The following is a 24,742-nucleotide window of genomic DNA, read 5'->3' as shown; positions in this document are numbered from 1 at the left end:
GTCCATCGGAGGTCGTCTGTGATCTGGCTTGGCTTACTTGTTCTGGCATGTATGGTCAGCTTTGTGATCTATGTCAGCGTGCCCAAAACAGATGACCAACCCAAACGGTCGCTTGGACGCGTGGGCGTCGCGGTTGTGCCGGTGATTGGTGCCATGGGCCTATACATATTTTTGGGCAACCCGACCCTCCCCGCACAACCATATGCTGATCGCGACGGCGAACGCAATTTGGCTGCTGCTGCGGCCGCGGCAGGTAATGTAACCGATCCGAACTACAAAACCGATCAGCAAATTCGAAAACTGCTCAACCAGATCGTCCTCTCGTTAGAAGTTAATCCACGTAACTTGCAAGGCTGGATCGTTCTGGCACGTGGATCGCTGCGTCTGGGGAATGTCGAACGCGCAGTTGCAGCCTTTGCCCGGGCATATGCCCTTTCGGGGCATAATCCACTTCTGGCGATTGAATATGCCGACACCCGCATTACCGCGCAAAACGGCGAGATCGATAGCACATCACGCGATCTGGTACTGCATGCCCTTGGGCAGATGCCTAACCATCTTCTGGCGCGCTACTACTATGGCATGATGCTTAAACAGGATGACAAATCCGAACAGGCGCTACGCGTCCTAAGCGATCTTCATCGTGACATCCCCAAGGATGATCCGCTGGGCAATGCCACAGAGAGCGAGATCAAAGCGCTTCAGAAAAAAGTCGATCAAAAGGTTGAGGCTGAATAGCTTCATTCGGCAGGGTGTTGATGCAGCCCGTACGCCCCAACCGCTTTAGATCAAGCGCTTCTCAACGCCCAATCAGATACAAAACACCGATCAACACGCCGACTATCAATCCCAATGTGCCAATAAGCGCCAACAGACGCATGACGGGATGAAGTTGCGACAGCTCACTTTGAGGTGTCACGCGCGTGCCATATTCCTGATCAGAAGACCGTTGCTCATCAAACCGGCGAAGGGCTTCTTCACCGCTCATCGGCGGCATGGGAATCCGGTCAAGCACGGTTCCCCGATCCGTTCTATGCGAACCATCCGAACCAGGCTTGTTGGTGTTTTCAGGCATGATTTAAATTGATGCCGGTTAACGCTCTGCGGTGAGGCCGCTATCAGGTGCATTGTCCTGGGGCTGATAGGTTGGCCAGCTTCCTGCCGCCAACAGATCAAGTGACGGTGCTTCCTGACCGAATCGCGAACGATACATCCAGAAATTGGCCATAACCCGCTCAACAAACAGACGGGTTTCACGCGACGGGATGCTTTCGATGAAGTAAAGCGGATCGACGTTATCCTTAAGCGCCTTCTGCCAGCGACCAAGATTGCCGATGCCACCGTTATACGCCGCCATCAACTGCAAAACGCCATTATCAACGCCGTTCTGTTCAAGCAGATGGTCAACATATTTCTGCCCAAGCGACAGGTTGATTTCCGGCTGATACAGCTCCGCACGTTTGGCACCACGATAACGGGTGTTGCCGATATAGCTTGCCGTAGCGGGCATCAACTGCATCAATCCGCGTGCACCGGCATGACTGCGCGCATCGGTATTGAAACCCGATTCCTGACGCATGAACGCATAAATCAGCGCCCGGTCAACTTCATAGCCGCCTTCCGGTACCCATGGTGGAACCGGATACAGCGCGTTTACGATCACTTCGCCAGTTTTCTGGGCGATATAGCTGCCCAACCGCATGGTCAGGGATGCGAAATTCGCCGTATCGGTCAATGACAAAACCGCACGACGCAGCGCATCATCATCCGAGGCCGCGGCTTTACGCAATTCACGTTCGGCTTCATCACGCTGGTCAATCTGCAACAACGCAAGTGCACGACGCCCGTGCGGATCAAGCTTCAGCTTGTTCGCACGATTTTCATCAAGCTCAAGGCTATCCCAGTCAAACACATCGTCGCGTCCAAGGGCACGCATCGCAAGCAAGCCATAGAACGAGCGCGGATATTCCGCCGCCCGGTTTAGCATCGTGTCAGCTTCTTCAAAGCGCCCGGCGGCCAAATCAATACGTGCGGCCCAGAATGCACCAGCGGTACGGGTCCAGCTTGATGCGTATTCATTGGTGCTCAAAGCCACAAAGTGCTGATGGGATGTATCCATCTTGCCCAGACGCCATGCAGTCAGGCCCGCAGTCCAATGCGCCTGCGGCAGGTATTTTCCAGACCGCTTTGCGGCTTCACCGGCAAATTTCAATGCAAGGTCGGGCTTGCCAAAATAATAGTATCCCGACGCAATTGACGTCCGTGCCTGATCCTGTTCATAGGCATCAAACAGGCGCTTTGCTTCCTGGCTTTCAAGAACCTGCAACGCCCCGGTCGGCCAGCCACTGCCGATGCGATGACGGATACGACGCTTTAGCGTCGAAAGACGCGAACGCTGTTTGGACGACAGGCTTTTGGTGGACTTGTGATAATACGGGCGGATGTCTTCGTAATCGTATCCGGCTCCCGAAACATAGCCGCCAACCGGCTTTTTCGGATAGGTTGCCGAACCACGGCGGGTCAGGGCCAGCTTATAAATGCGTGGTGCCTGCGGAAGATCGGCATATTTCGCCAGCCAGTCCTTAAGTTCCTTGTAACGCGAACGGTAGGCCGTCGGATGCAGATATCGCTGCGCCATCACATGCCCCATCAGGACATCATCATTCAGGCGCGAAATCAGGCGGTCCGCATCTTTCCAGCGGCCCTGCTCTTGCACGGCAAAAATCTGTTCATAAAGTTCTGCGTCACGCTCGGAAAGTGGTTCTGGAAGCGAAACCGAAAGCGCATCACCAAGATCGGGATTGCCCAAGGCTGCCTGTTCCTGCGTCTCGGCGACAGCAGGTGACGGTGCAACCATGGCAAATGACACGGCACCGAAAACAGCGATGATAAGACCCCGTCCCAGTGCACGTTGCGCACCAAGCAGGTTCGTTCTTATTGCTTCGATCAAAATCAGTATCTTCCCCAACGCGGCTTTATCGTAAAGCCGCGTATTTATCCCGAAGCAGTTTGATGTCGCAACCCGTTGCTTGCGGTGTTCCCCCCGCGTGATGGGGCCTGTTATAGCAGGAAACACCAAAACAGCGAAATGATTTATCCAGAATCAATCACTTGGCGAGGAACCGCAAGGACACACCGTTAGCCTGCATATCTCCTATGCAGGGACGCCAAAACGCGAAATCATCAAAGCTTTTGCGCCGTCGCGCGCAAATCGCGCCATGCCAAACGTTTTTGTTCTGGCGTGCGCAACAGATAAGCGGGATGGAACATCGCCGTCAAATGTGCCTTGGCCCCATCAGCAAAGATCAATTCTTTCCACGTTCCGCGTAAACGGGTAATGCCGCGATCTTCTTCCATCAGGGCCTTTGCCGAACTTCCACCAAGGCAGATCACGACTTTGGGCGCGATCAGTTCAATATGGCGCCGAACAAACGGTTCGCACACGGCCGTTTCGGCTGTGGTGGGCTGGCGGTTTCCCGGTGGCCGCCACGGCAGGATATTGGTGATGTAAACCTCTTCACGCGACAGTCCGATAGACCGCAGCATCGCATCAAGAAGTTTGCCACTTGGTCCGACAAACGGAAGTCCCTGACGATCCTCTTCGGCACCGGGAGCTTCACCGACCAACACAAGCTTGGCTTCGGGGTTTCCCGTGCCAAATACCGTATTGCTAGCCGATTTCTTGAGCGCGCAGCCTTCAAACTTTTCAATCGCGTCCTTAAGCTCATCAAGTGTCTTGGCCGCCGCGGCCGCATCACGGGCGGACTGGCGTGCTTCATGGGGCGTATCGGATAAAAGGAACCCGCCATCAACCGGGGTGGATTGCGCACCAGCACCGCCTGCCCCAACACCACCCGACGGAACGTTTGCCGGTCGCGCTGCTGCGGGCGATGAACCACGCGCAGGTCGGCTGCCCGCCGCCGCAGGGGCAAAGCCCGGACGGTTTGCAGCATTGCGACTCAGGCTTTCCGACGCCTTGAAACGATCAAGCGGTTCGTCAGCAATCGCCTCGTCGACACCCATTTCATACTGCCAAATCAGCGCCTGAAATGGATCGAGATTATTTACATCAAAATCTGTAATTGGTTTGCTCATCTACACAAAGGCGGTGTATGTTGCGGCGCACTTAATATATGGCGCACTGATATTTGGACCGACTTTAACGATTTTGATCCACTTGCACCATATACAAACGCGCCTTAAATCGGTATAGCTTTACCGATTAAAAGGCTAAATGTGAGAAGTCAGGGCTTGGGCGAGACCCTGATCGGTGAATACCGGCTTGCAACCAAACGGACGGAAACAGTCTGATATGGTTGGCAACCAAAGGAGAGAGGCCAAATGGAACGCGAATCCATGGAATTTGACGTGGTTGTCGTCGGCGCTGGTGTATCCGGTCTGTCGGCTGCCATCAAGCTGATGCAACTCGCCCAGGAACAGGAAAAAGAAATCACCGTTTGTGTGGTGGAAAAAGGTTCCGAAGTTGGCGCACACACCCTTTCGGGTGCTGTGATGGAGCCCCGCTCCATGAATGAACTGTTCCCGGACTGGAAAGAACGCGGCGCGCCGCTGAACGTTCCGGCGGGCAAAGACCAGTTCATGATGTTGAGCGAGACGGGCGCACAAAAGATGCCGACCCCGCCCCAGATGCACAACAAGGGCAACTACATTGTCAGCCTTGGCAACGTCTGTCGCTGGATGGGCGAACAGGCCGAAGCCCTTGGTGTTGAAGTTTATCCCGGTTTTGCTGCTGCCGAAGTTCTGTTTAACGAAGACGGCTCGGTCAAGGGTATTGCGACTGGCGACATGGGCCTTCAGCGTGATGGCACACCGGGCCCGAACCACGAACCAGGCATGGAACTGCATGCCAAATACACCTTCTTTGCCGAAGGGTGCCGCGGGTCATTGTCCGAACAGTTGATCAAGAAGTTTGATCTGCGCAAAAATTCCGATCCGCAAACTTATGGCATTGGCATCAAGGAACTTTGGGAAGTTGATCCGGAAGTCCACAAGGAAGGCCTGATCCAGCATACGATCGGCTGGCCACTTGATAAGGACACCTATGGCGGGTCATTCCTCTATCATCTTGATAACAATCAGGTGGTTGTCGGCTTCGTCATTGGTCTGGACTATGAAAACCCGCACTTAAGCCCGTTTGACGAATTTCAGCGGTTCAAAACTCACCCGACCGTCCGCAAGATTTTCGAAAACGGCCGCCGTATTTCCTATGGCGCACGTGCGCTCAACGAAGGCGGCTTCCAGTCGATCCCGGATCTGGTTTTCCCGGGTGGATGCCTGATCGGTTGTTCGGCAGGTTTCATGAATGTGCCCAAGATCAAAGGGTCGCATACCGCAATGAAGACCGGCATGCTTGCCGCCGAAGCCGCATTTGAAGCATTGACCGCCGACGAAATCCCGGCATCGATGGAAAGCTATCCGGCGCGCCTGAAAGACAGCTGGGTGTATCCCGAGCTGCACAAAGTGCGCAACATCCGCCCAAGCTTCGCCAAATGGGGTTTCTGGGGTGGCATGGCCTATAGTGCGGTTGATACATATCTGTTTGGCGGCAAGGCCCCTTGGACCTTTAAAAACCATGCGGACCATTCTTGCCTCAAGCCAGCCAGTGAAATGCCAAAGATCGATTATCCGAAACCCGATGGCAAAATCACTTTTGACAAACTGTCGTCTGTCTTCCTGTCAAACACCAACCACAGCGAAGATCAGCCGATCCACCTGACATTGAAAGATGCCAGCGTTCCGGTCAACACCAACCTTGCGGTGTATGACGGACCAGAAGCCCGTTTCTGCCCGGCGGGTGTCTATGAGTTTGTCGAAGACGAAGAAAACGGCGGCAACCGCTTGCAGATCAATGCACAGAACTGTGTGCATTGTAAAACCTGCGACATTAAGGACCCCACCCAGAACATCGTCTGGGTCGTGCCCGAAGGTGGCGGCGGCCCGAACTATCCGAACATGTAAATAGAAGTCCTACCAGACTTCCTCATACAAATAAGGGCCGTATTATGCGGCCCTTATTATTTTGTCTGATGATTAGAAAATCTGGCTTATTCCGGCGCGTAGCCAAGCCCGGCTGGCGGGTTTTCCGCCGTTTCGGTCCAGACACTTTTGGGCTGCATATATTCCATCAACCCTTCCTTGCCGCTGGACCGGCCATAACCGCTGTGACCAAACCCACCAAAGGGCGACATGACATTGATCGTCTTGTAACTGTTGATCCAAAATGTTCCGGCACGGACATTCGCAGCAACCCGGTGCGCACGATCAACCCTATTGGTCCAAACCGCACCGGCCAGTCCGAATTTACTGTAATTGGCGATTGCAACTGCCTCTGCCTCGTCGTCAAACGGAATAACAGAAACAACCGGTCCGAAGATTTCCTCACGGGCGATCGACATATCGTTGTGCACATTGCCAAGAACGGTCGGGCGCAGGAAATACCCGTTGGCACAAACATCCCCTTCCGGACGTTCACCACCGGCCAGAATCTTGGCACCTTCTTTACAACCTGATGCGATCAACCCACGAATTGTCTGATATTGCGCCACATTGTTGATCGGCCCGATCTGGGTTGCCACATCCATCGGATCGCCTACCGGAATCCTGTTTGCGCCATCCACCAGCGTTTCAAGGAACCGGTCGATCACAGAACGCTGAACCAACAGCCGTGATCCAGCAACACAGCTTTGCCCGGCACCGCTAAAGATTGCCGCCTGTGCGCCAAGGACAGCACGTTTCAAATCGGCATCTTCAAACACAATATTGGCCGATTTACCACCAAGCTCCAGAACACACGGCACGATATTCGCTGCTGCCTGGGCTGCAATCGCTGCACCTGTTTTGGGCGATCCGACAAAAACAACCTTGCGGGTAACAGCGTGGGTGGTCGCAGCCATCCCTGTGGTCATGCCAAGCCCTGCCAAAATCGTGATCACCCCGTCGGGCAGGCCAGCTTTTTTGCTCAGAACACCAAGCGCAAGCGACGTCAAAGGCGTCATTTCAGACGGTTTAAGAACGGCAGCATTCCCGGCACACAGTGCTGGAGCAAGCTGCCAGCCCGCGGTAAAGACGGGTGCGTTCCATGGCGTAATCTGGGTGATAACCCCGTATGGCTCGGGACGGGTGTAATTTAGATGACTGGTTGGGACCGGGATGACATCGCCATGAAGCTTGTCCGCCCAACCAGCGTAATATTCAAACATTTCAGCAACTTTAAGCACCTCAACCCGCGTGTCGCGGATCGGCTTGCCTACCGAAACGGTCTCCAACAAAGCCAAAGTTTCAAGGTGTTCACGCACCTGCTGCCCAATCCGCCACAGGATGCGTCCCCGTTCTGCTGCGGCAAGCCCCCACCAGACACGCTGCCCCGAGGCTGCGGATTTCATTGCGGCATCAACAACCTCTGGCCCCGCATCGTTGAGTTCGAGAAATACCTTGCCGGTTGCCGGATCGGTTAACGCGAACGCATCGCCACGCCCGGGCATCATTGCACCATTCACCCAACTGCCGATTTCACCCTCACCAAAGAATGGCAACATCGCCGCCTTGTAATCGCGATCCATCAGGGTTTCGTTTACAACGGTCATGATTATTCTCCTGCCTTGATCGGATGCGTACCTGTTGCATCTGTTGTGATCTCAAATTCGGTAATCCGGTTGAAATCGGCGTCATCGGCAAAGGCATCGGCACTTTGGGCCCAAAGCACACCGGCCAGCTCGGAAACCGGCATCGCGACATCTTTTTGCGCTGCCAGCGCCATGGCAAGGCGCATGTCCTTGCGCATCAGCCCCATAGTAAATCCGCTATCAAAGGCGCCGTTCATCACCCATTTGGGATAATTGACCTCGCTAATCGCACTCCGGCCAGAACCGGCACTCAGCGCGCTGATCAGATGCTCGACCTCGACACCGGCGGCTGTACCAAGACGGATGGCCTCACTCATGGTCAAAAGATGGGCCGCCACCAGCATATTATTGACGATCTTAACCGCATGACCGGCCCCGACCGGCCCAACATGGGTGATCTTGCCGCCAAGTGCGGTCAGGACAGGCATTGCCTTTGCAAAGTCGGCATCCGATCCGCCAACCATCATGGTCAATTGGCCTGAATTTGCACCGGCAGGCCCACCGCTGACCGGCGCATCAATCAGAATATGGCCAAGCGGACGAAGGGTCTGATCAAGATTGCGCGTCACATCGGGTTCAGATGTCGTGGTATCAATCACCAGACGTGGCGTGCAGCCATATTCAACCACTCCCCCTTCTCCGGTCAGAACCGCGGTGACATGGGCGGCCGTTGGCAGCGACAAAATGATGGTGTCACACGCTGTAAAAAGCTCTTTCTGGCTGGCAACAATTGCTGCACCAGCACGTGCAACTTCGACCTGTCGCTCGTCAGACAGATCAAATCCAATCACGGCAAAACCTTCGCGCAACAAAGTACGCACCATGCCAAGCCCCATATTGCCCAAGCCAACCACACCAATAGCGCCGTTCACACCGGCATTCGAATTCGTCACGATAGATGCCTCTCTGTTCGTTCAGATGCACGCGTCCGTTCGGGGAAACACTTATTTCATCCCGTTAGTCACGCTCAAAAATCCGATCACATTTTTTGATTTACCAACCAACTTTCCGGTGGAACTCGACCACATTCAAGATCAATTGCCGGAACATGTTGTTGCCGAAACAGCAACAGATATGCTCTGATAAAGTCATCACCTTCCAAATTGATGTTTCGCACATGAAGATTGACGACAAACCGCTCCGCTATTTCCTCGCTGTGTTCGAAGCAGGCTCAATCCGCACAGCGGCCGAAACGTTGCGCATCGCACCTTCGGCCATCAGCCGTCAGATTTCGGGTCTCGAAGCTCATCTTGATACGCTTTTGATGGAACGCACCAAACGCGGGATCATCTTTACCGAGTCTGGACACATGGTCGCAGCCCATGCCCGCAGGCGTATCGAGCTTGACGAAAGTTTTGCCGTTGATTTGGCGACCGCACGCGGGGCCATTGCAGGAACCGTGCGCATTGCCACCGGCGAAGGCTTTGTTGTTGATCTGGTCAACCATGTGGTACGTCCACTGCGTGATGAATTCCCTGATATTCGACTTGAAATTGATGTCGCCGGTACGGAAAAGATCACCCACGGCATTTTGCGCGATGACTATGATATGGGGCTTGTTTTCAACCCACCGCGCACAGCTGACCTTGAATTGCTCGCCGAAGACCTCACCCCCCTCTGTGCGCTGGTCCCGCCACAATTCCCATTAGCGAAGAAGAAAGCCTGCAGTTTCTCAGAGACACTGGGTTACCCGCTTGCCCTTTTGAACCCACATTTCGGAGTTGCCAAATTATTGGCCAACACAGATCAAGGTGATCGGGCAGCAAGGGATGCCTTTCTGACCGCCGATTCGATCAATGTCGCAATTCACTTTGTTCTTTCTGGTGGGGGGATCACCTATCTCCCGGCCTTTGCTGTGTCGCGACAATTACGCCGCGGCGAGATCGTTGCCATTCCCATGACAGACGATTTTCTTAACCGTGTTCCGTCACATCTTTTGGTCCGCAAAGGTCGGCCCAAAACCGCAGCAGTTCGGGTCGTTACTGGGGTGATTCGCGACCGGATGGAAGCATTTGGCGCCGCTTGGTATCCCGACGAACATGACTGAGCCCCTGCACCTGTTGCCAAAACGGCAACAGCAAGATCCCAAAATGGCACTTGCCCCTTTTTCCGCAACTTTTCATTGTCGGATAAAATTCCGGCTTCGAAAAATGGCAAAACTGTGAAATTTGCTGCCGCCGGGAATTTTCAGGGATGACATGGCGCGTTTAGCTCAGACCTCTTGCGAATGCGCCCTACATCGTCGGTGCCACTGTTTGTCAAGGAGACAGGGAAATGAATGCGCTTCGGGGGCAAATGGAGCTATGGAAGCTTCATCTGGCCGTTATTATCATCGGCGTGATTGCCGAACTTATTGGTATTCGTAAAATTCCGCTTGGAATTGGTGCGATCCTTCTTCTGCCGCTGCTTTATGCCTTTGTCATGGCGGCTCTCATGAACCCGAATGTGATGCCGAAATTCGGCAAATTCATTCGCGAAAAAGAAGTAAAAGCAGCCTCTCCGCTGATCGTTGTTGCAATCATGCCGTTCATTGCAAAATTTGGCACAACGATTGGCCCGGCAATCGAAACCATCATAGAAGCTGGCCCCGCACTTCTGCTGCAGGAACTTGGCAATCTGGGCACAATCGTTCTGGCCTTCCCCCTTGCGGTTTGGGGCCTGAAAATGGGCCGTGAAGCAATTGGCGCGACTTTCTCGATTGCACGTGAGCCGAACCTTGCCATCATTGCCGATCGCTATACGCTAAAAAGCCCAGAGGGTACGGGCGTGATGGGCGTTTATGTCATCGGCACTCTGTTTGGCACGTTTATCTTTGCCATTCTGGCTTCGCTCTTTGCCAGCAGCGAATTGTTCGACCCCCGCGCCCTTGCCATGGCATGTGGTATCGGCAGTGGCTCCATGATGGCGGCCTGTACCGGCGCGCTGACCGAAGCTGTTCCGGCCATGAAAGATGAAATCCTGGCTCTTGCCGGTGCAAGTAACCTTCTGACCTATGCAACAGGGCTTTATGCCGGGCTGTTTATTGCCCTGCCCGTCGTTGAAAAACTCTATAACGCAACCGCGGGCAAACGTGATCATGCCGCTGCCCAAAACAAGGAGGCTTGATCATGGCCAATAGCGCCGTTGCAAAACAAAACACACGTCCGCAAATCAACCTTGTTGATCACGCCGTCACCCTTGTGATTGTCTGCCTTGTCGGCCTGATCATGAACACGGTTGGCCCGGCTATCCCGCTTGCGGATGGGTTTGTAGGCATGATCGTGATCTATCTGATTTCGATGGTCGGTCTGATCCTAACCCGGTTCTCACCGTTCTATCTGCCAAGCGTTGCTTGGATTTCTCTGGTTGGCATTGTCGCCACCCTGCCGTGGACGCCGGGTTCGGAATGGATTGTTGAACAAGCAAAATCAGTTAACTTCCTTGCCCTTGCAACCCCGGCCCTTGCCTATGCTGGCTTTGCAATTGCCAAGAAGGAAATTGAGGTTGCCAAGCATTCCGGCTGGAAGCTGGTCATTATTGCCTGCCTTGTTTTCTTTGGCACCTATGCCGGTTCCGTGCTGGTTGCCGAGGGCATCCTGCGCCTGCAAGGCATCTAATGCTGATCTGATCTAACCTATCCTTTCACCGGGGTGTTTCAGTCTCTTGGATGCCCCGGTGAAGATTGCCTTAGATTTTTCGTACCTGTTTCAACGATCGAGTATGCAGATGACTGTTACCTCGCCTGCCCTTCATCCTCGTGCCACCGAACTTGTCGATGAGTTTATTGCTTGGCGACATCATCTGCATGCCCACCCTGAGACGGCCTTTGAAGAAAATCTGACCAGCGCCTTTGTTGCCGATAAATTGAAATCCTTTGGATTGGGTGTCACCAGAGGTATCGCCAGAACCGGTGTTGTTGCAACACTTCATGGCAAGAAAGGTTCAGGCAAACGTATTGGTCTTCGTGCTGACATGGATGCGCTTAATATCCATGAAACCACCAACCTTCCCTATGCCTCAAAACACCCGGGTAAAATGCATGCCTGCGGCCATGACGGCCACATGACCATGTTGCTGGGTGCGGCAAAAATTCTGGCCGAAAACCCCAATTTTGCCGGCACGGTTGACTTCATTTTCCAACCCGCCGAAGAGAACGAAGGCGGCGGCCGCGAGATGGTCAATGAAGGCCTGTTTGATCGTTATCCGTGCGATGCGGTCTATGGCATGCATAACTGGCCGGGACGCGATGTCGGAGCCATGGCGATGAAGCCCGGCCCGATGATGGCAAGCTATGATGTGTTTGAAATTGTCGTCGAAGGCAAAGGCTGCCATGCCGCCATGCCCCATCTGGGGCGCGATCCGATCACAGCAGCGGGGCAGGTTTTGCTTGCCCTGCAAACCATCGTGGCGCGCAACGTCAATCCGTTGCAAAGTGCGGTCATTTCCCCGACCCAGATTTTTGGCGGTGATACATGGAATGTGATCCCTGATACCGCAACCATTCGCGGGACGGTACGCACGTTCGATCCGACAATTCAGGACATGATCGAAGAACGCCTTGCAACAATGGCTAAATCGACCGCAAACGCGTTTGACTGTCAGGCACGCGTCTCCTATCAACGACGTTACCCGGCAACCATTAACAGCGAAGCCCAAACCGGCATCGCGCAGGCCGCCGCAGCCAAGGTGATTGGTCTACAAAATATTGACACCAATCCCGAGCCATCAATGGCAAGCGAAGATTTTGCCTTTATGCTCAACACAAAGCCGGGCAGCTACGTCTGGTTGGGCAACGGCCCGACCGATGGTAACTGCCTGCTACACAATGCGGCCTATAACTTCAATGACGATGCTATTCCATATGGTGTGACTTTTTGGATTGCACTGACCGAAGAATATCTTTCGGCTTGACGCCAAAGAAGATTTCCCTTGCCCAAGACACAATCTGAGCGTTCAATACCTGCCCTTTTTTAGCAGCGGTCAGAACCCCATGAAGATTGCAATCGTTACACTCGATGGTTTTAACGAGCTTGACAGTTTTGTCGCCCTGTCGATTTTGAACCGGGCAAAGGCCGATGGTGTTTGTGCAGAAATCACCGGCACGGGCGAAACCGTTACGTCGATGAACGGTGTAACCGTTTGCGTTCAGCAGCCACTTTCTTTTGTTGCGGAGGCCGACGCTGTTTTGTTTGGCAGCGGCATTCACACCCGCGATCACATCAATACGCCTGAACTAATGGCAAAGCTTTCACTTGATCCGTCACGTCAATTGATCGGCGCGCAATGCTCCGGGGTTTTGTTTCTGCATCGTCTTGGAATTCTGCCCGCCACCATTACAACTGACACCAAAACCCGTCCTGTGCTGGCCCGCACCGACGCCGTCATAGAAGACCGCCCGCTTGTTGCACAGGGTAATATCGTGACCAGTGGCGGCTGTTTATCATCCAGCTATCTGGCCGGCTGGATGTTGGCCAAACACGTCGGGATCGATAAAGCCATCTCGATATTGGAATATGTCGCACCGGTTGGTCAGAAATCACAATTTGCCAAACAGGCGCGCGACATCATCAGCAAACAGCTTGATATCCCTGCAAAACGCCCGCTTTACTGCTAGTCACAGTATATCGGCACCGGCTATCGGTTAAGAACGTTGCCAAAGACAGCTTTACGTTGTTGCAAATGCTTTGCCTTATAATTGCCGACTGAGTAGGCTACCCCTGAGATTCAATATGGCACTTGTTAGAATGTAGCGATGCCAAACCCGAATTGCGGATGCAGGATAAGCCTTTGAAACGTCAATTGTTACACATCATCATTCCGATGACGGCCCTTGCACTGTCGGCCTGTGGCACCATGCCAAAGGATAGCGGGCAGGTAGAATTCGAATATCCGCAAAGCGATGGTTTCTCGGGTAACTTCCTTGCCGGGAAAGCCGCACAGATTGAAAACAGCACCGATTACGCCGCAAAATATCTTTTGCGCGCGCATGAGCTTAACACCGACAACAAGGAACTGCGTCGTCGTGCGTTCCTTGCGCTGATTTCAGATGGTCGCATTGCCGATGCCGAAGACATCGCACGTCAGCTTTACGCCGAAAATCCGGAAGACCTGTTTGCCGTCATGGCAGTCATGGATGCCGACATTCAAAATAATGACTTTCAGGCAGCACTGGATGTTGTATCGGGCTTGCCGCAACGTGGCATCAACGCCTTGATATCCCCGCTTGCCAAAGCATGGCTATATACCGGACTTGATGCCAAGGAGCCCGCACTTGCAGCGCTAAATGAAATAGAAGGCAATGGCGCGCTTAACCCGCTTTCGGAATACCACCGCGGCCTGATCTTGGCATATTTCGATGATCTCGACGGTGCCGAACGCGCGCTTGCCAGTGCATACGGTGATCCGGCCGACGCCCCTTTGCGCGCAGCCGAGGCACTTGGTGCTGTTTATGAACGCAAGGGCCAGACACAAAAAGCCGCCCTTCTGTATGCAAGCTATATGGACCGTCATCCACAATCACTGGCGATGCCCTATCACCTCAAACGTCTTGAACGCGGTGACCCACCGCTTGCAACCGTTCTGACACCGGCATCGGGTCTGGCAGAAGCTTACTTGGATATTGCAACCCTGCTCAGTCAGGAAAATGCCGTTGATCCATCGCTTTTGCTGGCACGCTATTCCCTGTCGTTGCGACCGGGGGATGACATAACCCGTTTGCTCGTCGGTGAGGTCATGGAAATTCAGGGACGCTTTGACGCCGCCGTTTCGGTCTACAGCTCAATCCCCGATACATCCCCGCATAGCTGGAACGCAAAGCTGCGTATCGCGTCCAGCCTCGAACAGATTGGTCAGGCCGATAAGGCTGTCGATCTGCTTAAAAACATGGTCAACGAACGCGATAGCCGCCCGGACGCCCTTATTCAGCTTGGCGATATCCTGCGCATTCAACAGGACTTTGCCGGTGCGGCTAGCGCCTATGACAAGGCGATTGCGCGACTTGGTGGTGACAGTCAGGTCGGCTGGCGCCTGTTGTATCGTCGCGGCATCGCACATGAACGTGCAGGCTTCTGGAAAAAGGCGGAGTATGATTTCCTGCTAGCCCTCGAACTTGAACCCGAACAGCCATACGTTTTGAATTATCTCGGCTATAGCTGGGTTGATATGGGCATGAATTTCGATCAGGCCGAAGACATGCTCAAACGCGCGGTCGAATTGCAGCCTGATGACGGCTACATCGTCGATAGCCTCGGCTGGGTTTACTATAAACTTGGCCGCTTTGATGATGCGGTGACGCAACTCGAAAAAGCAGTCGAACTTAAACCCGATGACCCAACCATCAATGATCACCTTGGCGACGCCTACTGGCAGGCAGGACGCTATCACGAAGCCCGCTTCCAATGGCATCGTGCGCTGTCGTTCAACCCGACAGAAGAACTGCGCACCACAGTAGAAGCCAAGCTCAACGGCCAGGTGCCAAGCACAGACCCGATTGTCGTAAACTGACCGTTTGGGAAGAAACACCCGATGTCCGCGACCTATAGCCAGCAGGCTCCAGCCAAGATCAATCTGTTCCTGCATGTCACCGGCAAAAGAAACGACGGCTATCACCTGCTGGAAAGCCTCGTCTGCTTTACAGCCGCCGGGGACGTTGTAAGCGGTGAGCTTCGTAATGACGGCAAGATTACCCTTGCCGTCACAGGCCCGATGGCAGACGCCCTTTCAAACGACCACACCAATGACAACCTTGTCGTTAGGGCTGCACGTCTTTTACAGGAAGAAGCCAATACCGAACTTGGTGCGGACTTGATCCTTGATAAACGCCTGCCCGTTGCATCTGGCATCGGGGGGGGCTCTGCCGATGCGGCAGCAGCCATACACCTTCTGTATGATATGTGGAACCTTGATCTGGATGGCGACAGGCTTTCTGCAATTGCCTTATCGCTTGGTGCGGATGTACCAGTTTGTCTTCATGGCAAAGCGACCTTGATGTCGGGGATTGGCGAAAAACTGACCGAACTTCCTGATTTACCCCCCTTGCCGATTGTCCTTATCAATCCGGGAAAGCCCGTTTCAACACCGGCTATTTTCAAAGCACGCGAAGAAGACGGATTTAGTGACGAAGGCCTGTGGAACATTCACACGCGTTATGAAAGTGGTGCCGCTCTTGCGGCGGACCTTCAGGAATGCGGAAATGACCTCACACTTGCCGCGACATCAATCCTGCCTGACATCTGTGATGTCTTAAATGCCATGGCCCGCGAAGAAGGCTGTTTACTGGCGCGCATGTCAGGATCGGGGGCAACCTGCTTTGCCATTTATGACACCGCTACACAGGCAGAAAAGGCGGCAAACGCCATCGCGTCGCAGCACGAAAACTGGTGGATTGTTCCCACCGAAATCCGTTGTGAACAGTCCCAGATTTTGTCAAATATCGGCGCATCCTTTCCAGACTGAGATATAGATAAAAAAACCTTCAAATAGAGGGTTGCGCTCTGGCGACGGGAACGCTATTTTCCGCGCCACACACGCTGATGGGGCGTGGCCAAGTGGTAAGGCATCGGTTTTTGGTATCGTGTACCGTAGGTTCGAATCCTACCGCCCCAGCCAAGACAAACCGCTTTGAGGAAAACCTCAAAGCGGTTTTCTTTTTGTCTGTTGGCCGAGCACCTGCGCACAAACTATCGAAATGCGCGTGACAGGCCCCATATCAACACTGTAGCGTTTAACATCCTACCTACTTGATCTGTCACCTCATGCAACCCGCGCGAGCCTTAAGCCTTTGCGCGAAATCGATATTTTCCAGGAAAACCGAATGACAAACGGGGAACAAGATACGCAAGCAGGTAGGCCCCCATTGCTGCGCCCGCGAGACGTAATTGTCCCTTTTCGTCACCGTATCATCGTTGCCACGGTTTTGATGCTTGCTGTGATCATTGGCGATGGCTTTGTTGAATATTACACGCAAAACACCCGCAATGAGGCAGCCCTTCAAATCAACATGAGCGGCCGCCAGCGGATGCTTAGTCAGCGCATTAGCGGGTTCACCCAATCACTGGCACGCTACGATTCGGTCCCGGCAACAGAAGAAAGCGAAATCCGATCGGCCTTGGCAGACGCCATTGATCTGATGGGGCGCTCCCATCTGGCTCTCACCCATGGCAGCGAAGAACTTGGTCTTGCCGCCCCATATGGTGAAATTCGACAGCATTACTTTGATGGAAATCCATCTCTGGATATGGAAATTCGGGATTTTCTGGATGCTGCTACCCGGGTCCTCACGCATACGGAAAATCAGCCGGGGATTTCAGACGACATCGAAGCAATCCGCAAAACCGCCTTCAAGCCGCTTTTAAGCAAACTCGACAAAGCCGTTCAAATTTATCAACGGGATGCGGAACGCCACTTAAAGATCAGCCAGCAGGTTTCACTTTTTATGGGATTCTTGTTGGTTGCCAGCATCCTTGTTGTGATGTTCGCAATCGTCTGGCCAATGATCGCCGTCATCCGCACAAGTCTGCATCAATTTGCTGACGAACGGAATCGTGCGAACGCCGCCAGTCAGGCGAAATCGGAATTTCTGGCAACGGTAAGCCACGAAATCCGAACCCCGATGAACAGCATCCTTGGCCTTTCGGACCTTCTGGCAAAAGGTAAAATGTCGGGCAACTTGCAACGGTATGCCGTGCTGGTGAATGAGTCGGCAAAATCGCTGATGGCTATCCTGAATGATGTTCTTGATTTCAGCAAAATCGAAGCGGGGCACCTTGGCGTTGAAACCATCACATTTTCCCCGCGTGACGTTGTCTGCGACACAGTTGGCAGCTTTGGCAGCACAGCAGCGGAAAATAAATTGTCGTTAAAAACCGTAATTGCCGACGACACCCCGCAGCTTATTCAGGGCGACCCGACAAGGTTGCGACAGATCCTGACAAACTTTATCGGCAACGCCCTTAAATTCACTCAGGAAGGATCCGTTACCGTCACCCTGCAACGCAGTGACCGTTTATCCGAAAACTGGGCCGAACGTGTTGTCTTAAGGTTTGAAGTTGCTGACACCGGCATTGGCTTCGCCCCCGAAAAGAAGCAATACCTGTTTGAAGCATTCAGCCAGGCCGATCAAAGCACGACACGGCAATTTGGCGGCACAGGATTGGGGCTTGCAATTGCCAAACGCCTGACAAACGCCATGGGTGGCGAAATCGATGCCACATCATCACCGGGCAAAGGGGCAACCTTTTGGGTGGATTTACCTTTCTCCCCTGTGGAAACCCCTCTTAAATCCGATCCTGACCTTAACGAGTTTGGTCCGGGGTTGGATAAAGCTGTGCATTCACAATCCAAGCCAGAACCTTCGTCAGACGACCTGATCAAGGTTCTTGTTGTCGATGACAAGGAACTCAACCGCATTGTGCTGGGCGCTTTTCTTGACGCCAGCCAGTATCAGGTCAGTTATGCCGCCAATGGCAAGGAGGCGGTTGATATGGCGATCAACAACGCCTTTCAACTGATCCTGATGGATGCACAGATGCCTGTGATGGACGGTACAGAGGCGATGAATGCCATCCGTCTGTCGGCTGGCCCATCCCAAAATGCGCGGATTATTGTTGTCACCGCCGATGCACTTGAACAGGCACGCGAACGCTATATCTCAGCAGGATTTGATGGCTACCTTGCCAAACCAATCACACAGGAAACTCTGGTAAAAACAATCAAGGATGCCGGTTAACGGCAATCCCTAACGATCATTTTGCAACTTGGATACGTTACGTCCGGCCTGTTTTGCCTCATACATCGCAATATCGGCGCGTGAAACAAGACTGTCCAACGTATCGTCAGCCTCGGCAATCCCCAACCCAATGCTCATCGTCAGCTCAACACGGGCATCTTCTGCCTGAAAATCACTTTCACGCACCCGGTCACTCAGACGCTGAAGGTATTTAAGCGCCCCGGCGGCACCGGTTTCGGGCATCAGGATCAGGAATTCTTCATCGCCCCAACGCGCAATAACGTCGGTTTCGCGCATCATGTCCGAGGATACCTTGGCAAACAGTCGGAGTGCCGCATCACCAGTGGTATGACCGTAATTATCATTGAGCTCTTTGAAGTCATCGAAATCCAACAATCCGATGATAAGCGACTTACCATATCGCTTAGCCCGTTCGAGTTCCTTGGTCAGGCAATTTTCCATATAACGACGGTTATAAAGTCCGGTCAGCGGATCGGTCGTGGCCAGACGTTCAAGCTCGGTGCGGGCGACTTCAAGTTCGCGAAGATCACGACGTCTTGCGATTTCATTGCCAACCCAGGCTGCGAACAACCGCACCAGTTCGATGTCCTGACCGCTAAATGGTCGGGTTGGCTCCGGGCTTGAAAAGTTCAATGTGCCAAAACGCACCCCGTCGGCAATGATCGGCGCGCCAAGATACGCTTCGAGTGCAAAGTTTTTATAACAGGGATGGGTTTGAACTTCGCTGTCGGCAACATGGTGAAAACCGCGCACGTCATTGGCTTTAACCACATGACTGCAATAGGTATTCTCAAGCTCAAAGCTCATACCGGGTTTAAGGGCATCTTCGGGGTGAATGGCCTGTTGAACTTCGTATGTTTCATCGTCGATCTTGCTAAAAATCGCAATCGGCAATCCGAAATGCTCAGCCCCAAGACGCAATATCGCATCCACACGCTGTTCAAAATCAAGCTCACCAGACGACGTAATACGATGCAACCGACTAAGTGCTTGTTCAGCAGCGACCTGACCGGCTGCATGTGTGTCGGTTGACATGACTATATCCACTCCAAAATAAGATGCCGTTTCCACCAAAAGCGCCTTACATGAAGGCAAACCCTATACGCTGTACCGGCAGTGTTTTGTTCATAATTTTTGCACGATCTATACCATAGCATAAACCAATACATTTCAATGCGAATAGCTTTATATCGACGCCATGACAAACTTGGTGCGCGGCTAACGCAGAGGACCGTCGGCGCGACCATTCATGACGTTGCGCAACGTGGAAACCCGTATAACATCCACACACGTTCGGCCATCATCTAGCATATCCGTTGTCACCGTCTTACAGGATGCGTGTAGCTCCGTCGCACCTGTAACTTCAAGGATTTCGGTGGCATTTGACGCACTGACACCAGCTCCCGGCAATATGACAATCCGTCCGGCGGCATCCTTGATCAACGCAGCGATCTGTTTTGCACCCGATTTTGCATCGGGTTTCCCGCCACTTGTCAAAATACGATCAAAGCCAATTTCAATCGCCTGCTCTAGGGCGTACCGCTGATCGGGCACATCGTCAAACACGCGGTGCAAGGTGGTTTGTAAACCTGCACATTCTGTCATCAAGTCGTAAAGAACCGACACATCAAGGTGCGCATTGCGATCACAGGCACCAAACACCACCCCCGCCGCCCCACTTTCACGCGCAATCGCAATTTCGCGCTTCATGATCGCCACGCCTTCGGGCTCGTACCAAAACCCGCCCGGCCGTGGCCGGATCATAACCATACAAGGTGCTGGAATGTCTTTAAGCCGTGCTAACGCACCCGGTGTTGGCGTTAACCCACCAAGAGCCAGTGCGGAACAATATTCGATCCGGTCTGCACCGGCCTCGACCGCGCGCATCGCATCGGTGAAGCTTTCAACACACACTTCAAGCAACGGCGCATGTGCCTGTTTTTCCTTGTTTGTCGAACGCATGCTATTGGCTGCCTTGCGCATTGGCGATCACGTGCAGCATTGCCGCCCCGCGAAGGCCCCCGTCGCGGCTGTAACGGCCCGGAACAACCAGCGGCGCATCATAGCGCCCCAGCACGCGCTGACGGACCATGGTATCGATATTGGCAATCAGGCTTTCTTCTGACGCGATCCCGCCCCCAACCGGCACGCAATCGGGATCAAGAACATTGACCATCAAAGCCAACTCACGCGAAACAAGATCGCAATAGATTTCAAGACTGCGCGTTGCATGATCGTCACCGGTTCGCCACGCATCGGTGATCTCGAAACTGGTGGTGCGGTTGCCGCTGATTTGTGCGTGGATGTTTTCCAGTCCCCGCGCCCCGCCCCATGCATCAAGACAACCGGTATTGCCGCAGCCACAGGCAACCGGCGCCAATCCATTGCGGATCAACCCACCGGTGACATCATTCCCGTGTCCCCACTCGCCGCGAATGCCGCTGCGCCCGCCAATAAAATGCCCATCAACGACAATGCCGCCACCAACCCCGGTGCCAAGGATGATGGCAAATACCGTTCGGGCATTCTTTGCCACCCCGGTTCGCGCTTCGGCCAATGCAAAACAATCGGCATCGTTTGCCACCAATACGTCGCGCTTAAGAATTGCCGAAAGCTCCACCGCCAGCAACCAGCCCTTGATCGCCGGGATATTGGCCGAAATCACAGCACCCGTTTGCGGATCAAGCCCGCCAGCAAAACTGATCCCGATGTTTGGGCGTTCGCCAAATTCGCGATCCGCCTCATCAATCAGCCCCGAAACAGCCGCAACGAATGCATCGCGGTCATGGGCCGGTGTCGGGGTTTTACTGTGCGACAGGATGTCCCCGGCATCATCAAAGACACCGAATTCAATCTTCGATCCGCCAATATCAAACGCGTACTGCATCATTTCGGTATCCCGTTGCCATGGTAATACCGGAATACACGACCCGGCACGGGGCCGCAAAAAGAAACGGCACCGGCCCATCAGGGCAAGTGCCGTTATCTTCAATATCAATTCCGATATGACTAGCTGCGAAGACGGGCCGTCAGCGTGTCATATTCCGGCATTTTATCGACAGGACCAAGGGCGGTGATGGTTGGTTTGCCCTCAAGCAAAACCTTACCCGCACGGCGAACACTTTCAAGGTCAACCGCATCGACCTTGGCAACAATTTCTTCCATACTTTGCGGACGACCGAAAATCTGGATCTGACGGGCAAGCGTTTCACAGCGACCGGAATTGCTTTCCATCGCCATGACCACAGATGCCTTAAGCTGCGCACGCGCACGCGTGACTTCTTCTTCGCTGAGGTCCTCGGTGGCGCGCACCAGTTCATCACACATCACCGGCATCAGTTCACCAATGTCATTGGCCCCGGTCCCGGCATAAATCGAAAACAGGCCGCCATCGACATAATGCGATGAGAAACTATAGACCGAATAAACCAAACCACGCTTTTCACGAATTTCCTGGAACAGGCGCGATGACATGCCCCCGCCCAGAAGCGTGTTAAACACCTGAAGGTCAAAGAAGCTGTCATGGGTGTACGACACCGTCGGCAGGCCCATGATCACATGCACCTGCTCAAGCTTACGGTTCTCGATCCGGCTGCCACCTTCGTATTTCAGCGGCTCGATCTCGTGTTCTTCATGTGCCGGAAGGCTGTCGAACTTTTCGGCAACCATATCGACAACACGTTGATGCTCAACCTTGCCAGATGCCGAAAACACCATGTTTTTCGGGCTATAGCGCCGTGACATGAAATCAAACAAATGATCGCGTGACAACGACGACACATTTTCCGGACTGCCAAGAATGGACCGGCCAAGCGACTGGTTTGGCAGGGCGGTTTCCTGAAAATGATCGAAAATGATGTCGTCTGGCGTGTCATTCGCCTGACCAATTTCCTGTAAGATCACCTGACGTTCGCGTTCCAGTTCCTTGGCATCAAGGGTGGAATGCTGAAGGATATCGGCAATCACATCGATCGCCAGTTCTTGGTCTTCGTGCAGGACCTTGCAGTAATAAGCGGTATTTTCGCGCGACGTATAGGCATTCATCTGTCCACCGACAGACTCGATTTCCTCGGAAATCTGCAATGCAGAACGACGACGGGTGCCTTTAAAGGCCATATGTTCAAGCATATGAGAGATGCCGTTAATGTCTGGCGTCTCGTGACGCGCGCCAACATCAACCCAACTTCCCAAGGCCACTGACTCAACGTGGTCAAGGCGGTCCGTTGCGACAATCATCCCATTGTCAAGCTGGGTAAGCTCGACTGTCATATAGCAGTACTCCTGTTTTTCATATCATGCCCCACACTGCTTAATGTTCAGGCCGCACGCCGATTACGACGGACATGCGCCATCAATGTTGCAACATCATTGGACATCGGTTCGACTTTTTCTGGTCGGTCATATAGATCAGAAAGACGCGATGGCAAGTCCGGGTAAATCCCCGACGCCTGCTTGACCGCATCCGGGAATTTCGCCGGGTGTGCTGTTGCCAGTGCCACCATCGGTACGGATTTATCACGGTTACACTCACGTCCCGAAACAATCCCGATCACGGAATGCGGATCAACCAACTCACCACTGGTCTCAAGCACATCCTTGATCGCCGCACGGGTTTGTGCGTCATCAAGACGATACCCGTCAAAATGTTCGCGTGCTCGGCCAAACTGCCCCTGCGACATTTCCATAACGCCGGTTTCGCGGAATTTGGTCAGCATCTCGGCCACGGCCAAACCATCGCAGTCATACAGATCAAACATCAAACGTTCAAAGTTTGAACTGACCTGAATGTCCATCGATGGGCTGAGCGACGGCTCAACACCTTCCATCTTCATCACGCCACTTTCGAAAAAGCGCGCAAGAATGTCATTGCGGTTGGCCCCAACCACAAACTGTTTGATCGGAAGCCCCATCTGCATCGCGGCATAACCGGCATACACATTGCCAAAGTTGCCCGACGGCACAGAGAAGGAAATTTCACGGTCCGGCGATCCAAGCTGCGCGCCCGCCCAGAAGTAATAGGCGATCTGGCACATGATCCGCGCCCAGTTGATCGAGTTCACCGCCGACAGCCCGACCTCATCACGGAACCCGTGATCATTAAACAGGGCCTTGACCAGATCCTGACAATCGTCAAACGAACCCTCAACGGCAAGGTTATGCACATTGTCCGACAAGACCGTGGTCATCTGACGACGTTGGACTTCCGAAACGCGCCCTTTGGGATGCAGGATAAAGATGTCGATGTTTTCACGATCACGACAGGCCTCAATGGCCGCAGACCCGGTATCACCCGACGTCGCACCCACAATCGTAATGCGCTCGCCGCGTTTGGCCAGAACATAGTCAAACAACCGGCCAACGACCTGAAGCGCATAATCCTTGAATGCCAGTGTCGGGCCGTGGAACAGCTCCATCACCCAGTCGTTCGCGCCAAGCTGTTTCAGCGGCGCGACCGCCGCGTGATCAAACCCGTTATAGGTATCTTCAAGGATCGCCATAAGCGCGTCATCCTCGACAGTGCCCGCGACAAACGGCTGGATCACTTTAAAGGCAACCTCGGCATATGTCAGAGTGCGCAGGCTACGAATGTCATCCTTGGAAAAAGTTGGCCAGGTTTCGGGGACATAAAGACCACCGTCACGGGCCAGACCTGCAAGAAGAACTTCATCAAACTGCAAAACGGGGGCGCTTCCCCGCGTACTGACATAGCGCACTATACCTGCTCCTGAATTGGGCAATTACCAGTTCCGTGTATCCTTGCATCCTTGACGCAAAAATACACTCCAACGCCTGAGTTAGTGAGGGGAAGTTAGGGTATAGTCAAGGGGCAATCAAGCAGATCAGCCGTGCTGTGCGTGTTAATGCGCAAAGCTCCGTAAATCATCGTCAATCACTCGATTGAGATGCCATGTTCCTTGAGCTTTGCCTCGGCAATTGCCGCCCGGCGGACGACCGCACGATAATTGCCCAGCAGGATTCGCAAGATCGCCCGGATAAAGCGATCTGACGACGACATTTTCTTTTCAAAGGTTTGCCGGCTGATGGCAATCAGAACAGTTCGTTCTGTCGCACGGGCCGATGCCATACGCGGCTGATTATCGACAAGGGCCAACTCCCCGAACAAACCGCCCTCCTCAATCGTGCCCAGAACGACTTCTTCATCCCCATTGATGGTTTTAAAGATTTCAACCTTGCCTTCCTGCACAACAAAGGCGGCACTGCCATGCTTTCCTTCGCGAAAGATGACCTGATCCATGGCAAAAACTTGCCGATCCATAACCTTCTTATTGCCGTCGGTTATTCCCATCTTGCGATCACATCCATGACATTGGCACCCTCGTAATATGAGGACACTCATCAAAGACCGGAACGG

21 protein-coding genes and 1 tRNA gene are annotated in these 24,742 nt (G+C 53.5%); 11 read left to right on the top strand and 11 right to left on the bottom strand.

What is annotated here, in order from left to right:
* The first annotated feature begins 18 nt into the window (after nt 1-18).
* Nucleotides 19-738 (top strand): tetratricopeptide repeat protein, encoded by a 720-nt coding sequence (locus K355_RS0105055; protein ID WP_022731026.1) that lies wholly within the window; start codon nt 19-21, stop codon nt 736-738.
* Nucleotides 739-799: 61 nt separating this feature from the next.
* On the opposite strand, the gene K355_RS0105050 is transcribed toward K355_RS0105055, so the two are convergent.
* The 3 genes from K355_RS0105050 to K355_RS0105040 all read right to left on the bottom strand — a co-directional run bounded on the left by K355_RS0105050 (nt 800) and on the right by K355_RS0105040 (nt 4,095).
* Nucleotides 800-1,015: a hypothetical protein gene (locus K355_RS0105050; protein WP_147250361.1), complete on the bottom strand. Its 216-nt coding sequence runs from the start codon at nt 1,013-1,015 to the stop codon at nt 800-802.
* A 78-nt stretch (nt 1,016-1,093) separates the two neighbouring features.
* Nucleotides 1,094-2,950: a lytic transglycosylase domain-containing protein gene (locus tag K355_RS0105045; RefSeq protein ID WP_022731024.1), complete on the bottom strand. Its 1,857-nt coding sequence runs from the start codon at nt 2,948-2,950 to the stop codon at nt 1,094-1,096.
* Nucleotides 2,951-3,183: 233 nt separating this feature from the next.
* A complete protein-coding gene (locus K355_RS0105040; protein WP_022731023.1) occupies nt 3,184-4,095 on the bottom strand; it encodes a uracil-DNA glycosylase in 912 nt (303 codons plus the stop codon).
* Between the two features lie 246 nt (nt 4,096-4,341).
* Here K355_RS0105040 and K355_RS0105035 point away from each other — a divergent pair, with 246 nt between their 5' ends.
* Nucleotides 4,342-5,979, top strand: coding sequence for an electron transfer flavoprotein-ubiquinone oxidoreductase (locus K355_RS0105035; protein ID WP_022731022.1), 1,638 nt, complete (start codon nt 4,342-4,344; stop codon nt 5,977-5,979).
* An 86-nt stretch (nt 5,980-6,065) separates the two neighbouring features.
* Here the strand turns inward: K355_RS0105035 and K355_RS0105030 are convergent, their stop codons facing one another.
* Both K355_RS0105030 and K355_RS23145 read right to left on the bottom strand, forming a co-directional pair.
* Nucleotides 6,066-7,604 (bottom strand): aldehyde dehydrogenase family protein, encoded by a 1,539-nt coding sequence (locus K355_RS0105030; RefSeq protein WP_022731021.1) that lies wholly within the window; start codon nt 7,602-7,604, stop codon nt 6,066-6,068.
* 2 nt (nt 7,605-7,606) lie between these two features.
* On the bottom strand, nt 7,607-8,536 hold the full coding sequence (locus K355_RS23145; RefSeq protein WP_081649460.1) for an NAD(P)-dependent oxidoreductase: 930 nt from the start codon (nt 8,534-8,536) through the stop codon (nt 7,607-7,609).
* Between the two features lie 224 nt (nt 8,537-8,760).
* Between K355_RS23145 and K355_RS0105020 the strand changes: the two genes are divergently transcribed.
* The 9 genes from K355_RS0105020 to K355_RS24980 all read left to right on the top strand — a co-directional run bounded on the left by K355_RS0105020 (nt 8,761) and on the right by K355_RS24980 (nt 18,348).
* On the top strand, nt 8,761-9,690 hold the full coding sequence (locus K355_RS0105020) for a LysR family transcriptional regulator (protein WP_022731020.1): 930 nt from the start codon (nt 8,761-8,763) through the stop codon (nt 9,688-9,690).
* Between the two features lie 227 nt (nt 9,691-9,917).
* Nucleotides 9,918-10,748, top strand: coding sequence for a DUF3100 domain-containing protein (locus K355_RS0105015; protein WP_022731019.1), 831 nt, complete (start codon nt 9,918-9,920; stop codon nt 10,746-10,748).
* A gap of 2 nt (nt 10,749-10,750) precedes the next feature.
* Nucleotides 10,751-11,239 carry a hypothetical protein gene (locus tag K355_RS0105010; RefSeq protein ID WP_022731018.1) on the top strand — a complete coding sequence of 163 codons (489 nt, stop codon included), beginning with the start codon at nt 10,751-10,753 and terminating at the stop codon, nt 11,237-11,239.
* Nucleotides 11,240-11,348: 109 nt separating this feature from the next.
* On the top strand, nt 11,349-12,533 hold the full coding sequence (locus K355_RS0105005) for a M20 aminoacylase family protein (RefSeq protein ID WP_028791346.1): 1,185 nt from the start codon (nt 11,349-11,351) through the stop codon (nt 12,531-12,533).
* A 79-nt stretch (nt 12,534-12,612) separates the two neighbouring features.
* A complete protein-coding gene (locus tag K355_RS0105000) occupies nt 12,613-13,236 on the top strand; it encodes a DJ-1/PfpI family protein (protein WP_022731016.1) in 624 nt (207 codons plus the stop codon).
* A gap of 173 nt (nt 13,237-13,409) precedes the next feature.
* Nucleotides 13,410-15,125 (top strand): tetratricopeptide repeat protein, encoded by a 1,716-nt coding sequence (locus tag K355_RS0104995; protein WP_022731015.1) that lies wholly within the window; start codon nt 13,410-13,412, stop codon nt 15,123-15,125.
* Nucleotides 15,126-15,146: 21 nt separating this feature from the next.
* Nucleotides 15,147-16,076 (top strand): 4-(cytidine 5'-diphospho)-2-C-methyl-D-erythritol kinase, encoded by a 930-nt coding sequence (locus tag K355_RS0104990; protein ID WP_022731014.1) that lies wholly within the window; start codon nt 15,147-15,149, stop codon nt 16,074-16,076.
* Nucleotides 16,077-16,154: 78 nt separating this feature from the next.
* Nucleotides 16,155-16,229 (top strand) — tRNA-Gln (locus K355_RS0104985).
* A gap of 205 nt (nt 16,230-16,434) precedes the next feature.
* The gene (locus K355_RS24980) at nt 16,435-18,348 is read left to right on the top strand and encodes an ATP-binding protein (RefSeq protein WP_022731013.1); all 1,914 of its coding nucleotides are present in this window, start codon (nt 16,435-16,437) and stop codon (nt 18,346-18,348) included.
* 9 nt (nt 18,349-18,357) lie between these two features.
* Here the strand turns inward: K355_RS24980 and K355_RS23135 are convergent, their stop codons facing one another.
* The 6 genes from K355_RS23135 to K355_RS0104950 all read right to left on the bottom strand — a co-directional run bounded on the left by K355_RS23135 (nt 18,358) and on the right by K355_RS0104950 (nt 24,676).
* The gene (locus tag K355_RS23135) at nt 18,358-19,404 is read right to left on the bottom strand and encodes a sensor domain-containing diguanylate cyclase (protein ID WP_022731012.1); all 1,047 of its coding nucleotides are present in this window, start codon (nt 19,402-19,404) and stop codon (nt 18,358-18,360) included.
* A gap of 183 nt (nt 19,405-19,587) precedes the next feature.
* A complete protein-coding gene (locus K355_RS23130) occupies nt 19,588-20,331 on the bottom strand; it encodes a copper homeostasis protein CutC (RefSeq protein WP_051145939.1) in 744 nt (247 codons plus the stop codon).
* A gap of 1 nt (nt 20,332) precedes the next feature.
* A complete protein-coding gene (locus K355_RS0104965; RefSeq protein WP_022731010.1) occupies nt 20,333-21,259 on the bottom strand; it encodes an ROK family protein in 927 nt (308 codons plus the stop codon).
* Nucleotides 21,260-21,378: 119 nt separating this feature from the next.
* On the bottom strand, nt 21,379-22,638 hold the full coding sequence (locus K355_RS0104960) for a M16 family metallopeptidase (RefSeq protein WP_022731009.1): 1,260 nt from the start codon (nt 22,636-22,638) through the stop codon (nt 21,379-21,381).
* Nucleotides 22,639-22,685: 47 nt separating this feature from the next.
* Nucleotides 22,686-24,083 carry a threonine synthase gene (gene thrC, locus K355_RS0104955; protein WP_022731008.1) on the bottom strand — a complete coding sequence of 466 codons (1,398 nt, stop codon included), beginning with the start codon at nt 24,081-24,083 and terminating at the stop codon, nt 22,686-22,688.
* Nucleotides 24,084-24,259: 176 nt separating this feature from the next.
* Nucleotides 24,260-24,676: a cyclic nucleotide-binding domain-containing protein gene (locus K355_RS0104950; RefSeq protein WP_022731007.1), complete on the bottom strand. Its 417-nt coding sequence runs from the start codon at nt 24,674-24,676 to the stop codon at nt 24,260-24,262.
* Between the last annotated feature and the right edge of the window lie 66 nt (nt 24,677-24,742).

The sequence above is a fragment of the Thalassospira lucentensis MCCC 1A00383 = DSM 14000 genome (assembly GCF_000421265.1).
GTDB lineage: Bacteria > Pseudomonadota > Alphaproteobacteria > Rhodospirillales > Thalassospiraceae > Thalassospira > Thalassospira lucentensis.
This window is presented reverse-complemented; position numbering and strand designations above follow the sequence as displayed.

Coding starts and splice junctions, on each gene's coding strand:
- K355_RS0104950 (WP_022731007.1), bottom strand. CDS start 24,676: ATGGGAATAACCGACGGCAATAAGAAGGTTATGGATCGGCAAGTTTTT.
- K355_RS0104965 (WP_022731010.1), bottom strand. CDS start 21,259: ATGATGCAGTACGCGTTTGATATTGGCGGATCGAAGATTGAATTCGGT.
- K355_RS0104990 (WP_022731014.1), top strand. CDS start 15,147: ATGTCCGCGACCTATAGCCAGCAGGCTCCAGCCAAGATCAATCTGTTC.
- K355_RS0105030 (WP_022731021.1), bottom strand. CDS start 7,604: ATGACCGTTGTAAACGAAACCCTGATGGATCGCGATTACAAGGCGGCG.
- K355_RS0105010 (WP_022731018.1), top strand. CDS start 10,751: ATGGCCAATAGCGCCGTTGCAAAACAAAACACACGTCCGCAAATCAAC.
- K355_RS0105015 (WP_022731019.1), top strand. CDS start 9,918: ATGAATGCGCTTCGGGGGCAAATGGAGCTATGGAAGCTTCATCTGGCC.
- K355_RS0104960 (WP_022731009.1), bottom strand. CDS start 22,638: ATGACAGTCGAGCTTACCCAGCTTGACAATGGGATGATTGTCGCAACG.
- K355_RS0105040 (WP_022731023.1), bottom strand. CDS start 4,095: ATGAGCAAACCAATTACAGATTTTGATGTAAATAATCTCGATCCATTT.
- K355_RS23135 (WP_022731012.1), bottom strand. CDS start 19,404: ATGTCAACCGACACACATGCAGCCGGTCAGGTCGCTGCTGAACAAGCA.
- K355_RS0105000 (WP_022731016.1), top strand. CDS start 12,613: ATGAAGATTGCAATCGTTACACTCGATGGTTTTAACGAGCTTGACAGT.
- K355_RS0105020 (WP_022731020.1), top strand. CDS start 8,761: ATGAAGATTGACGACAAACCGCTCCGCTATTTCCTCGCTGTGTTCGAA.
- K355_RS23130 (WP_051145939.1), bottom strand. CDS start 20,331: ATGCGTTCGACAAACAAGGAAAAACAGGCACATGCGCCGTTGCTTGAA.
- K355_RS0105035 (WP_022731022.1), top strand. CDS start 4,342: ATGGAACGCGAATCCATGGAATTTGACGTGGTTGTCGTCGGCGCTGGT.
- K355_RS0105005 (WP_028791346.1), top strand. CDS start 11,349: ATGACTGTTACCTCGCCTGCCCTTCATCCTCGTGCCACCGAACTTGTC.
- K355_RS24980 (WP_022731013.1), top strand. CDS start 16,435: ATGACAAACGGGGAACAAGATACGCAAGCAGGTAGGCCCCCATTGCTG.